Here is a 13,026-nt window from a genome sequence, read left to right as displayed (position 1 = left end):
GGCCGGTTGAAAAACGGATTTCAAAGGTGATATCACAAATGTCGGCGGAATCGAACCGTACGCGCGTCGCGCTTCAAATATTAGTTTTGATAACTGGGGTAGCGTGCCTCGGCGCCGTCGCGGTCGGCGAGGTGGCCGCAGCACCGCCGGGGACAGACATAGTCGTTGACGACGACTGGCGGAACAAAAGCACCGGCGACGTCGTCGACGGCGGGTACGTGATCGGCACGAACGCGACGGCGACCGTGTCCAGCGCGCTCGACAACGCGAGCGAGGGTGACACGATCAGCGTCTACCCGGGGACGTACCGGGAGGCTTCCGGACCCAACGGCGCCGGGGTGTACGTCGACACGCCGAACGTGACTCTCCGGGGAGTGACGGAGCAGGGCGGGGTGATCAACGACCGCGAGAACGTCGAAGCCGAGGTCGTTCCGGAATCGGGTGCACAGGCGATGTACGTCGACAGTGAGGGTGTGACTGTCAGCGGGCTCGAACTCACCGCCGACAACGCCTCCGAGCCGCTCCGGAACGTCGAGGTGACCGGCGATCGGTTCACCCTGACGCGGTCGGTCCTGCCGGGATTGGGCGGGACGGTGTATGTCACCGGTGACGAGGTGCAGAAGTTCACGATCACCGGCTCGGAGGTCGGGATCCTCACCGTGTCGAACGGTGTCGGAGACGACCTCGGTCGGTCGAATCGGATCATCACGGACAATCTGATCAGAGTCGCCCAGTTCGCCGGTGACGTCTCCGCGAACGATCGGTGGAAGTCCACGTACGGCGACAGTCCGATCGGAAACGTGACCGCCAGCGGGAATACGATCACGGAAGCCGTGTTTGCGTACAACACGACGACGCCGGATCTACGGCACATAGCACGCCAGAACACGATCCGTCGGGGTGCGATCCCGCTGACGCCTTCCGGTGACGTCCGGGCGAACGAGAACGAGGTGCGGTTGGTTTATAAGCTCCCGAGCGCGGTCGCCGCCGCCGAGCCGGGCGATACGGTATCGGTTCTCCCCGGCAGGTACGCGCACTCACGACCCGTGGTCGTGGACAAACGGGTCTCGCTCGTCGCCTCCGGCGGGCCGGACGCCACGACGATCGCGGCCGGTCACGCCGGGCCTGTCGTCGACGTCCGCGCATCGAACGTCACCGTTGACGGGTTCACGATCACAAACAGGAGCGGCAACGAGCCCGCCCGGGGGCTTACCCTCTCCGGGCCGGGGGTGGAGAACGTCACGCTCCGGAATCTGGACGTCACTGGGGTGCGAAACGAGGGGATCGTCGTTACCCGGTCGGACGGCACGCTCGTGGAGAACGTCCGCGTCCGCCACAACGACGGGACGGGACTGCTCGTCACCGGGAACGACACCACGCTGGTCGACGTGGCGGCGGCCGGAAACGCCGGTCACGGGGTTGCAGTCGGCACCGACGGCCACCACGGCCGGTCGCCGCCGACATCCGGGCTGACGGTTTCGAGGTCGACCTTCGAGGGCAACGGGAAGGCCGGGCTCGCGGTGCGAGGCGCCGAACGGGTCACCGTCAGGGACTCGGCGTTCCTCGGCGCCGGAGGCGTCGTCGCGGTCAACGTCACGACGCCCGTCGACGGTGGCCACAACTACTGGGACGCGCCGACCGGCCCCGGCGGTGTCGCTCCCGGAACCGGGGCGACCGTGTCGGGCAACGTGACGTACGCGCCGTTCTACACGAACGCCACGCTGACGACGCTCTCGACTGATCCACCGACGCTCTCGAACGTGACGCTCACCGACGTGGCTGACGGCGACGGCACCGTCGGTGACGGCGACACCCTGCGGGTGCGCGCCCGGGCCGCCGATCCGGTCGGCGTCGCAAACGTTACCACGAACGCTACCGCGTTCGGCGGGAACGGGAGCCTGTCGCTGACACACGACGGCGACGACCCCGCAAACGTTTACGACGCAAACGTCAGTGTCAACCTCGACAGCGCGACCGGATCAGCCGGGAACGTGTCGCTGACCGTCGTCGCGCGTGACGACAGCGGCGGTACGGCGAACGCGTCCACGAACCCACTCACGCTCGCCGTTCCGAATCGTGACGATGACGATGACGACAATCGCCCGTCGAACAGCAGCCGGAGCGACAGGGTCACGGCGCTGATCATCGACGGACGTGCCGATCTGAACGTCGGCGAGCGGGTCAGTCGGCTCCGGATCGAGTTCGGCTCGGGCGGAACGGGTGGCTCCGCCGCGGCGGAGCCGCTGAGCGGTCCGCCCGATTCGGTGCCGCCGGTGCCGGACGCCTCGAACGCGGCGTACGTGGACGTGAGCGTGCCGCAGGATCGGACGGCCGCCGAAGCGACACTGCGCTTCACCGTCGATATAACCACCTTCGACGGTGCTGCGCCGGAGGATCTCGTCGTGTATCACCACACCCGCGGTCAGTGGACCGCACTCGAAACGAGCGTGGTGGGTGTGAACGGCGACCGGGTGACCGTCGCGGCGGCGACGTCCACCTTCTCGCCGTTCGCTGTCGGAACGCGGGACGCTCCCCCGGAGCGACGGACCGCGACGCCGGTCGAACCCGCGGCGCCGGACGATCGAACGACCACGGACGCTCCGTCGGGTGATCGGACGACGACCCGAGGCGTGGAGACCACTGACGGCGTCGAGACGACGGGTGGGCCCGTCGAAGAACGGGCCGGGTTCAACCCCGTCGCCGTCGGCGGGATCGTCACTCTCGTAGTCGTGGCCGGCTTCGTCGTCTTCCGCCGGAAGTAGCGGTACCTCGACGACCCTTCGACCCGCCGTGTCGAGCGCCGTCCCCCGGCGCGATCATCAAACCGTCCCCCCGTACCCACCTTCGCCGTATCCAACCTCCCCGTAGTCGTCGTTGTCACCGTCGTCGGTCGGGGTCGAGGTAGTGGTGGTCGTGGTCGTCGAAGTCGACGCGGCCGTGGATGTCGTACTCTCCGCTCCACCGGAGCCACCACCCGCAGGGCCTCCGGCACCGCCCTGTGGGGCTGATGGTGCAGACGTCGGAGTCGATGTGGGAGTCCGGGTCGCTGTCGTGGCGTTCGTCGGAGTTGCTGTCGTGGTGTCCGTCGGGGTTGCTGTCGTGGTGTTCGTCGGAGTTGCTGTCGTCTCCGTCGCGGTGGTTGTCGGGGTTGAGGTCGACGGGTTACTCCCGCCTCCAGTCCCTCCGTCCTCTGTCGTCGCGATGCCGGTGGCGGTCGACATCGCGGCCGCGCCACCCTCGGTGATCGGCGTTCCGCCGTACCCGAACCCCACGACCTCCTCCGACGCAGTTTCGGGTGACGACTCTGCGGACCCGTCGTCCTCGGAATCGATCCAGAGGCTGCCCCCGGAGACCGCGGCGAGCAGTCCGGTGATCAGCGTGAGCGCCGCGCGTCGGCTGACCCGCATTCGGTCGTCGTCGCCGTCGGTCGAGGCCGCCTGACTGCCACCCTCGGCCGCGGTGGCCGGAGCCGCCGCGTCCGCCGCCGGATCATCGTCGGCCTCGGTCGTCGTGGACGTCGCCCGCGCTTCGTGTTCGTTCCCCGCTGTCGACGCTCCGCGCTCGACCTCCCCGGCCGCGTCCGTCGCTGACTCCCTCCCGTCACCGCTGCCGACCGCACCCTGCTCCCCACCAGCACCGCCGTCCACCTCCCGCTCCCCATCATCAGCGGCCGTCGCGCTGCTGTGCCCGGAACTCGGGCCTGCCGCGCGATCGGAAGGATCGGCGAGCGATGGCGTCACGAACCCGTCCGCCGACTGCTGCTCCACCGCCGTCGGACCGGCGGCGACCGTAGATCGGGTTCCGTCGGTATCAGGGGCGGACTCGACGCGCTCCAGTTCGTCCGCCAACCGCCGGTAGGCGTCGGCTCTCGCATCGTCCGACCCGCCAGGTAGCGTACCGAAATTGTCGACCTCCGGGACGCGGGCGAGGACGCCGTCGGCGTCCGGAGCGGTGTCTTCGGTCCGGTTCAGAACGGTCCCGAGCGGCCGATGCCCGTCGTTCCGGAGGGACTCTCGAAGGACGGCGGCGTGGCGGCGTGCCGTCGAATCCGGAGTCGACACGACGAGGACGCCGTCGGACGCCTCGAACGCGTCGGCCGCCGCGGGCGTGAACGCCTCGCCCGTATCGATCAGGATCGTGGCGTCGACGCCGTCGAGGTCACCGACGATCCCCGCGAGGTCGATTCTCCCGTCGTCGGGGGAGGACTCGTCGACCGAACACCCCGGCAGGAAGCGAACGCCGGACTGGCCGGTGTACGCGACCTCGCCCATCCGCATTTCGCCCGTTTCCAAATCTCGTATCGTGAATTCGGGATCCGGAAGCCCCATCCGCGCGGCGAGATCCGGCGTGGAGCGGTCCCAGTCGATGAGCAGAACGCCCTCTCCCGAATCGGCAAGTGCACGCCCCAGTCCTGCCGTTGTTTCGGTTGCACCGACGCCGCTTGTCACGCCGACGACGGTGTATACGTTGCTCATCCGTTGTTGTACGATTCCACTATACGACGGGTAAATCTTCGTTCCCAATTATCGGCATTGATACTAATACTGCCCGGTTTCGGCGGATTCGGAATTACGGGACTGACCGCGCGAGAGGCGGACGCCGGCTCACGCGACTGCCATCAGAATCCAGAGGTTCCACCCGGTGATCAGCACTCCCATCGCGGCGAGCGCGAGCGGGATTCCCACCCGGTCCGGATCGGGGACTCGCCGCCAAGCGGCGAAGCAGGCTCCCAGAAACCCTACCTTCAGCGCCACCATTCCGGGGAACCCGAGCACTCGGACCACCGGCCCGGCGACCGGCCCGACCTCGACGACCTGTCCGGTCCGGAGTCCGATGCCGGTGGTGACCAGATCACCGATACCGAAAAAGCAGACGGCGAGAATCCAGAGGGACTGCCGGTTCCGAGCGAGAATGCCGAGGCCCGTGGACGGATCGGAGTCCATCTGCGGTTACCGTGACTCCGCTCCCGGAGCTGTGGCGGACGGAATGCCGCGGGCGACGGCGGCCCAACGGGTCGGGATGTGGACGTCGCCGAGTCGGAATGGAAATCGGATCACGCGTTTCGTTCAGCTACCTCGTTCGTAAGTATCAGTTTTCCGTGAAGCGGTATTTAATGATACCGGGAACGTTCGGTTGTGAACGGCGACCCGACCGTTCACCTCTGAGAATCGCGTGATCAGCGTTGCGATAGGGGGGTGAAGTGAGAGAAGCGTAATGACCGAGGCCGGTTCTACTACTCGCTTGGGTGGCCACTGCCGCCGTTGCCGTTGCCGTTCCCGTTGCTGTTGCCGTTCCCGTTCCCGTTCCCGTTGCCGTTGCCGTTCCCGTTGCTGTTGCCGTTCCCGTTCCCGTTCCCGTTGCCGCCTACCTGTGAGGGGTTACCGGGAATCGATCCCATCAGTACGACAGTGCCGGAGGCGGACGCGCCGAACGACCCGAGGGCGGAGCGCCGGGTAACCTCCGGCGGTTGATACTCCTTGTCTTCCATACGTGATAATCGAAGTGATGAATAATAAACGTAGCGGGGACATCTCCCTCTCAAAAATAAGAATGGGGCTGCCGGCGCACGCAACTTTTCCTGGATCGACGGGCTGACTGCGACGTGACAGCCACGGAACCAACCGGTCCGGAGCGAGCCCAACCGCCCCGCGTTGCCGCGAGTGTCTCCTTCGGCAACCTTAGGTTGCTCCACCGACTTCGCACGCTTGTCAAAGATGCTCCCGTGGGGCCACCTCGCCGTCGGCTACGTCGTCTACTCGCTCGGGGGGCGAGCGTGGCACCGGCGGGCGCCCGGCGGCCAGGCGGTCCTGGTTCTGGCGGTGGCGACCCAGCTCCCGGACCTCATCGACAAACCGCTGAACTGGTGGTTCAGCGTGTACGACGGGCGGGCGATCGGCCACTCGCTGGTGTTCGCAATCGCAGCCTGTGTCCTCGCCGTGTACGTCGCACGGAACCGCGACCGGATCGACCTCGGGGCGGCGTTCTCGGTCGGTCTCCTCACGCATCTGCTCGGCGACTCCTACCCCGCGCTGCTCCAGGGGGATCTACGGGCGCTGTCCTTCCTGCTGTGGCCGTTCCGCGCGCCGCCGACGTACCCCTCTGATAGCTTTCTCGATCACCTCAACGTGTGGATCATCAGGCTCCGCTTTCTGCCCTACCAGTCGCCACGGGACCTACTCGCGACCCGCTTCGGGCAACAGCTGGCGTTGCTCGCCGCCCTGGTCGGGCTCTGGGCGGTCGACGGATTCCCCGGACTGAAAGCGCTGTTCAGGATGGTTATCCGGGGGTCGACGAGGACGGAGTAGTCGCGAGCGGAGTATTGAGCCGCGACGGGACAGTCGGGAGACGGTCCGAAGCGCGGTGGTCACCGCCGACGCAACAGGATAGCAGCACCGATCCCGAGCACTGACAGCAGACCGACCAGTACCAGTTCGGAGTCGAACCCGCCGAGTTCGGAGGCGGGCGTGGCCGAGTCCGGGGGCGTCTGCGTCGCGGTCGGCGTCGCCGCCGGTGTGGCGGTGGGTGTCTGTGCGGCGGTCGGTGACGATGTCGCGGTCGGTGACGGCGTCGCAGTCGGTGACGGCGTTGCGGTCGGGGTGGCCGTCGCGGTCGTCGCTTCGGTGCCCCCGCCCGTCACCGCGAACACCGAGAACCCGGTGACTTGGAACTCGACGGTCACGAAGTCGCCGGTGGAACGCACAACCGAGGTTGTGTACGACTCCCAGGACCCCGACGTGTCGTCGTACTTAGAGACCTGCACGTGCTCCGGGGCGAGCCCCACCTCGTCGAGGCGGTCGCGCGCGATCCGCATCCGAACCGTCGCGGGTTCGTCACGGACCGGCTGCGGAACGGAGATGTCAAGGTACGCGGCCGTGGTCCCGTTCGGCGGGGCTGGAACCTCGGCGGCGCTACGGGTGACCTCCTGGACCGACACCGAACCGGTGGTCGCAGACGAGAACTCGAACTCCACGCGGGTGACGTTCTGCTGACGGGAGCTGCCGATCCGCTCCTCGAGGTCGATCCCCACGGAGGACTCCGAGCTGAGCCACTCCTGGCCGCTCGCGATCTCGTCGCTCGACGCCGTCGAGACGGACCCCCCGCCGGAGGTCGCCGCCTCGACGGAGACCGTCCCGGTGTCCGTCACGAACGCCGAGGAGTTGTTCCCGGCCGTTGCGACGTAGACCCACCGGTACGTCCCGGTCTCCCACGCGCCGAGGGTCGCAACGTCGACAGTGGCGTTGCCGGGGCGGTTTTCGAGCGCGACACCGGAGGCGTCGAGGACGTCGCTTGCGGACGCCCCCGACGGCGCCGACGGACTCGTGTTCGTAACGATGTAGTCCGCCAGCCCGCCGACCGTGACGGCCCGCGACACGTTATTGTCGTCGAGCGGCACCCGGAAGACGCTCGCGCCGCTGTCGACCCGGCTCTCGCCGCGAACGGCCGCAATCGACCGGGTCGCGGTGACGTTCGCCCGGGCGTCGAAGTTGCGGTCGATCGGATCGGTGAGGGCGTAGGTGTGCATCGACCCCGTCCAGTCGTCCTCGTCGTAGAGCACCAGCGTGTGGGCGACGCCGCTCGATCCGACGTCCGGCGAGACGTTCACCTCGAAGGTCGCGTTGTCCCCGCGGGTGACGGCGCCGGGAGCGTCGACGGATGCGGGCCCACGCTGGACGGACACCTGGTCGACACCGACGACGGTGACGTTCCCCTCGACGGTGATATTATCATCGTTCGGGCCGGTCGTGACGAAGCCCCGCTCGCCCGACTCGTTCGTCGCGAGGTAGAACACGTACTCGCCGGGTGTGTCGGGCCGGTAGGTGAACTGGGCGTTTCCGTCCCCGTCGAGCGAGGTCCGGCGCACGATGTCGTAACTCGCCGCGGCGTCGGAGCCGTTACTCCACAGCGCCGTGGTCAACTCCGGGACCGAGGTGGGGAGCGACGCGTTCGAGTCGAGGCGGGCGGCCACGAGGTGGACGTCCCGGCCGCTCAGGTTCGCGAGCGCGCGCCGGTCGGTGAAATCGAGCGTGACGGGATCGCCCGCCGTGACGACGCCCACGGTGTCCTTCCCGAGGGGGTTGGACGTGCCGGTCGCGTTCGCCAGCGTGAACGCGGCGTTCGGGACCGCCGTCGGCGCCCCCGAGACGTCTGCACGGAGCGGGAAGACCGCGCGCTCCCAGACGTCGATCTGTGAGTTCGCGCTGAACACTTCGTCGTCGGGGGGCGGTGCCGTGTGATCGCCGGCGACCGGGGCTGTGAGCGCCGAGACGGCGACCAACCCGACCACGAGGAGGGTGGCGAGGACGTGGGTGGTCCCGGGTGACCCGCCAGTGACCATACTACTGGATATAAAAACGTTACTACAAATATACTTTCCGGGGTCGCGTCGGTGTCCGTATCGACCACACGGGCGACGCCCGGTGCCGACCCTGATACTGTCGGCTATCGTCCCGTGACGGATTTCGACACCCCGGGGTGTCGAAAATCTTCACGTAGTTATAGCCAACAGTATGACGATCCGGGGACGGGCGGAGTACAAACCGTTATTCTTGTCGCGACCGGAGCGACACCGATGCGCGGGTCCGATCGGCGTACCGTTGTCGTCCTGTGTCTGCTCGCCCTCGTCGCGCTGGCGGCGACGGGACTCGCCGGCGGGAGCACGATCGCGCGCAACGGGTACAGCCTCGCCGTCGAGGGGAGCGTCGACACGCCGTCGGTCACCCGCTCGTTCGACGGCGTGACCTACGAAGTCGACGCGACCGCCCGGGTTGACCCCGGGCTCGTGTGTGTGACCGCTGAGACCCCGACCGACGGTGCGTACCGGGTCTACGCCTACAACAACCGCCAGCAGATCCTGACCCAACAGCGGGCGGAGGGCAACGGGACGCTGCGCATCGACCTCCGGGACGCCGACGCGGGGTCGTACGTCCTCTCGCTCACCGACGACGGGGTCCACCAGGTCGTCCACCCGGTCCTCGTCCGCGGCTACGAGGTCGATGCGAGCGTGCCCGACCGCGCGCCGGCGGGAGGCCGAGTCAACGCGACGGTCGAAACGCGCCACCTCCGCGGCGCCGGCGCGGCGGCCGTCACCGTGCTGGTTGCGAACGACTCGGCCACCCGGGAGCGCACCCTCACGGCGTCGGGACCCGACACGTACGCCGGGCGGCTCCCGACGGCCCGACTCGCACCCGGGAACTACACGGTGTACGCGACCGTCCGCGGGTCCGACCGGGCGTTCGGCGAACGGGAACTCCTCGGGTTCCGTGCGGCCGGCGACCTCAGGCTCACCCGACACACCGGCACCGCGTCGGCCCCGGCCACGCCGGACACTCAGTCGACCCGCAACGACGTGCTGTTGCCGTCGACCGACGAGAGCGGGACGACGGCGACCGAGACTCCGACCCGCGCCCCGGCCGGGACGCTCGTCGTGGTGCTGCTCGCCGGGCTCGCGTACCGACTGGCTCGACGGCGGGAGTGACGCCCCGCCGAACTCCACCGAACGCCGCTGAGCCGCCGGTTCGACGCGGGCGCGAGTGCGGAGTGTCGCGACGGTAGTGCTAAGAGGCCGTGCCCGTGACACGGGACCGAGGAGATGCGTGACACGACCCGCGGGACGGTCCGCACCGAACCCGACGCCAGCCCGGCGTCCGACGACCCGGACGCGCCGGCGGTATCGTGTCGTGACGTGGTTCGCGAGTACACCCGCGGTGACGGGAGCCTGCTCGGTCGGTCGGACGGCCGGTCGGTTCGTGCGCTCGATGGGGTGTCCCTCGACGTGCACCCCGGCGAGTTCGTCGGCGTCGCGGGGACGAGCGGGAGCGGCAAGTCGACGCTGTTACACCTCCTCGCGGCCCTCGACACGCCCGACGCCGGCACCGTCCGCGTCGCGGGGCGGGACGTCGCCACCCTCTCCCGCCGGGAGCGGACGCGCCTGCGGCTCGACCGGGTAGGGGTCGTCTTCCAGCGGTTTCACCTCCTGCCCGCCCTGTCGGCCGCCGCGAACGTGGCGCTCCCGCTGATCGAACGGGGCGTCGCGAAGCGCCGCCGGCAGGAGCGGGCGAGCCAACTGCTCGAAACTGTCGGGTTGGCCGACCGGGAGACGCACCGACCCGGAGCCTTGAGCGGCGGCGAACAACAGCGCGTCGCCGTCGCACGGGCGCTCGCGACCGACCCCGGCCTGGTCGTCGCGGACGAGCCGACCGGGGAACTCGACTCCGACACCGGCGCCCGGGTGATCGAACTGTTCGCCGACCTCGCGGACGACCGTGGCGTCGTCGTCGCCTCACACGACGACCAGGTGCTGTCAGGGGCCGACCGCGTGGTGCGGCTCCGTGACGGGGCGCGCGTCGCGTAGCGATGTGGGGGACCCGAACCGCGTCGCTTCTCCGACTCGGCGGGCGACGCCTCCTCGGCCGTCTCAGGGGGGAGGCGCCCGCCGGCGTCGTCCTCGCCGTCTGCGGGGTTGCGGTCACGGTCGCGTTCGTCGTTGCGATCACGGGGCTCTCTCTGGGGCTCGCGTCGCAGACGACCGTACAGAGCGACGACGTCGACTTCTGGGTGGTTCCCGAGTCGGGGAGCTCCACCCTCGTCGCCGACACCGACGGACCCCGGCTCGGCGCGGTCCACGATGTGAGCGCGCGGGTCGCCGCCGACGACCGCGTGACCTACGCCACCCCGGTCCTGCTCGGCCTGCTGAACGTCACCAACCCCGCGACCGACGACTCGGCGTACGTCCTGCTGGTCGGGGTGATCCCGCCCCCCGACGGGGCGACCACCCAGGTGTTCGGCCTGTCGACGGCCCCGCTCGCGCCGGGGGACCCCCACTACGCGAACGGTGACTACGACGGCCGCTGGACCGGGGAGCTCGTCGTCAGCGACGGCGCCGCGGGGCTGCTGAACGCGTCGAACGGAAGCCGGCTCACGACGGCCGGCCGGGAGTTCACCGTCCAGCGGGTCGAGGGCGGCGGTCCGACGACCGGCGCCGGAACCGTGCCGGTCGCGCTCGGGCACCTCGCGGAGGTCCAGGCGGTGGCGGGTGCGACCGACGGCGACCAGGCCGATCAGCTGCTGGTGGCGACCACCGACGCGGGGGTCAGGCCGGTGCTCGAGGGACTGTACCCGTCGACGGATGTCGTGACGCGGTCGGGGCTGGGGGCGGCGCAGGTCTCACAGTCCGGGCTGCCACGCGCCCTCGCAGCGGCGGCGTTCGTCGTCGCACTCGCCGTCGGGGGGTTGCTGGTCGCGACGTTGATGGGGCTCGAAGTCACGGGGGACCGGCGCGCGCTGGCGACGCTCGGAGCGCTCGGCTTCTCGACGCGGTCGCGGGCGACCGTCGTGGCCGGGGAGACGATCACGCTGACGCTCCTCGGTGGGCTCGTCGGCGTCGCCGTCGGGGCCGTGCTGGTCCGCGTGATCAACGCGCTCAGCACACGGTTTCTGGGCGTCGCCGAACTGGCGTCGTTCCCCCCGATCCTCGCCGGGTACGGCGTCGTGATTACGGTGCTCATCGGGCTCCTCGCCGCGCCGTACCCCGTCTGGCTGAGCATCCGCACCGATCCCGTCGAGGTGATGTCGGGATGAGCGACACGGACCCGGGGAAATCCGTCGGTCGTCCCGGGAGCGACCCGGGCGACGGTCGCGGACGCGGTCCGGCCGCCGCGAACCGGGCCCGTGGGGCTGTCGAGGTCGCCGTCGCGCAGTTGCGCCACGACGGGGCCCGAACGGGGCTGATGATCGCGGGGATCGCGCTCGCCGTGCTTTCGGCGACGCTGCTCGGGAGTTTGGGCGTCGGCGTCGTCGAAACCGGGAGCGAGAAGTTCGCCGCGGCCGACCGCGACCTGTGGGTGACCGGCGGCGCAATCGAGGTGACACCGGGGGAGATCGGCGGGATACGAAACGGCGTCGTCGACGCCCACGATCTCGCGGCGGAACTCGAACGACGCGACGGGATCCAAACCGCCGTGCCGATCGCGTTCCAGTCGGTGTACGTCGCAAACGAGTCCGGCGAGTTCGTCACCTACGTCGGGACCGGCGGTCCGGCGGGACCGAACGCCGTCACCCTGCGCGCGGGGAGCGGGTTCACCCGCGGGGACGTTCACTACGCCAACGGGACCTACCAGGGACCGATGACCCGAGAGGTGGTCGTCGATCCGGCGACGGCCGAACGGTTCGACGTGTCGGTGAACGACACGCTGTACATCGGGGGCAGCATCGCGGAGGCACGGGAACGCCCGTTCCGCGTCGTCGGCGTTTCACGCACGTACACGCGGTTCCTGAGGTCGCCGACGGTGACCGTGCCCCTGAGCGAACTCCAGGAACTGACCGGCGGGACCGACGCCGACCGCGCGACGTTCGTCACCGTGGCGCTCGCGGAGGGGGTCAGCGCCGACCGGATGCGGCAGGAACTCGAACAAGACTACCCGGCGTACGAGGTCCGGACGAACCGCGAACAGCTGCGCGCGACGCTCCGACAGCAGGCCGTGGTGATCGCGAGCGGTGTCAGCCTGACCGTGCTCGCGGCGGTGGCGGGGGTGGCGCTGACCGTCAACCTCCTGTTTAGTGCCGTTCACCGGCAACGGGCGGAGTTCGCCGCGCTCGTGGCGGTCGGCGTCGGGCCGCGGACGCTCGCCGGCGTGGTCAGCATCCAGGCGATCGTACTCGGCGGACTCGGTGGGGTGGTGGGCGTCGGCCTCACCCTGCCCGCCGCGGCGGCTCTGAACCGCCTGGCGCTCGCTGTCGTCGGGTTCGAGGGACTCGTCCGGACCCCACCGTCCGTTCTTGCCGCCGGATTCGCGATTGCCGTCCTGACCAGCCTCGTCGCCGGCCTCGCCGCCAGTCTCCGAGTGGCGCGACTGCGGCCGCTCGCGCACCTGTCCCGGTAGCCCCGGTGACCACCGCGGGCGGCATACCGGACCGCCCCAAAATTATATATGATAATTGGACCCAAGCCTATTTATATAATGAAAACGAATCCCGAATATGGATGATCCCTCAGGGCTAGCAGAGCACGCCTACGATGTGGGACACATT

At 69.1% G+C, this 13,026-nt stretch carries 10 protein-coding genes; 6 read left to right on the top strand and 4 right to left on the bottom strand.

The annotated features are described in order from the left end of the window. The first annotated feature begins 131 nt into the window (after nucleotides 1-131). On the top strand, nucleotides 132-2,762 hold the full coding sequence (locus H5V44_RS09915; RefSeq protein WP_185192962.1) for a right-handed parallel beta-helix repeat-containing protein: 2,631 nt from the start codon (nucleotides 132-134) through the stop codon (nucleotides 2,760-2,762). Between the two features lie 57 nt (nucleotides 2,763-2,819). Here the strand turns inward: H5V44_RS09915 and H5V44_RS09910 are convergent, their stop codons facing one another. From H5V44_RS09910 to H5V44_RS09900, 3 genes are all read right to left on the bottom strand, one after another. Next, on the bottom strand, nucleotides 2,820-4,475 hold the full coding sequence (locus H5V44_RS09910; protein ID WP_185192961.1) for a MinD/ParA family ATP-binding protein: 1,656 nt from the start codon (nucleotides 4,473-4,475) through the stop codon (nucleotides 2,820-2,822). A gap of 129 nt (nucleotides 4,476-4,604) precedes the next feature. Beyond that, nucleotides 4,605-4,943, bottom strand: coding sequence for a hypothetical protein (locus tag H5V44_RS09905; protein ID WP_185192960.1), 339 nt, complete (start codon nucleotides 4,941-4,943; stop codon nucleotides 4,605-4,607). Nucleotides 4,944-5,233: 290 nt separating this feature from the next. Then, nucleotides 5,234-5,488, bottom strand: coding sequence for a hypothetical protein (locus H5V44_RS09900; protein ID WP_185192959.1), 255 nt, complete (start codon nucleotides 5,486-5,488; stop codon nucleotides 5,234-5,236). A 226-nt stretch (nucleotides 5,489-5,714) separates the two neighbouring features. Here H5V44_RS09900 and H5V44_RS09895 point away from each other — a divergent pair, with 226 nt between their 5' ends. Beyond that, nucleotides 5,715-6,305 (top strand): metal-dependent hydrolase, encoded by a 591-nt coding sequence (locus H5V44_RS09895; RefSeq protein WP_185192958.1) that lies wholly within the window; start codon nucleotides 5,715-5,717, stop codon nucleotides 6,303-6,305. A gap of 59 nt (nucleotides 6,306-6,364) precedes the next feature. Here the strand turns inward: H5V44_RS09895 and H5V44_RS09890 are convergent, their stop codons facing one another. Continuing rightward, entirely contained in the window at nucleotides 6,365-8,335 is a 1,971-nt protein-coding gene (locus tag H5V44_RS09890; RefSeq protein WP_185192957.1) for a PGF-pre-PGF domain-containing protein, read from the bottom strand. Nucleotides 8,336-8,569: 234 nt separating this feature from the next. Between H5V44_RS09890 and H5V44_RS09885 the strand changes: the two genes are divergently transcribed. The 4 genes from H5V44_RS09885 to H5V44_RS09870 all read left to right on the top strand — a co-directional run bounded on the left by H5V44_RS09885 (nucleotide 8,570) and on the right by H5V44_RS09870 (nucleotide 12,878). Continuing rightward, nucleotides 8,570-9,475 carry a hypothetical protein gene (locus H5V44_RS09885; protein ID WP_185192956.1) on the top strand — a complete coding sequence of 302 codons (906 nt, stop codon included), beginning with the start codon at nucleotides 8,570-8,572 and terminating at the stop codon, nucleotides 9,473-9,475. A 114-nt stretch (nucleotides 9,476-9,589) separates the two neighbouring features. Further along, nucleotides 9,590-10,351 carry an ABC transporter ATP-binding protein gene (locus tag H5V44_RS09880; RefSeq protein WP_185192955.1) on the top strand — a complete coding sequence of 254 codons (762 nt, stop codon included), beginning with the start codon at nucleotides 9,590-9,592 and terminating at the stop codon, nucleotides 10,349-10,351. Nucleotides 10,352-10,353: 2 nt separating this feature from the next. Beyond that, on the top strand, nucleotides 10,354-11,577 hold the full coding sequence (locus tag H5V44_RS09875) for an FtsX-like permease family protein (protein ID WP_185192954.1): 1,224 nt from the start codon (nucleotides 10,354-10,356) through the stop codon (nucleotides 11,575-11,577). Continuing rightward, nucleotides 11,574-12,878: an ABC transporter permease gene (locus H5V44_RS09870; protein WP_185192953.1), complete on the top strand. Its 1,305-nt coding sequence runs from the start codon at nucleotides 11,574-11,576 to the stop codon at nucleotides 12,876-12,878. Before H5V44_RS09875 ends, H5V44_RS09870 begins: the two co-directional genes overlap by 4 nt. Nucleotides 12,879-13,026 lie beyond the last annotated feature (148 nt).

Source organism: Halobellus ruber (assembly GCF_014212355.1).
GTDB classification, from domain to species: domain Archaea; phylum Halobacteriota; class Halobacteria; order Halobacteriales; family Haloferacaceae; genus Haloquadratum; species Haloquadratum rubrum.
Note: the sequence above shows the minus strand (reverse complement) of the source record. Positions and strands in the feature narration are given on the sequence as shown.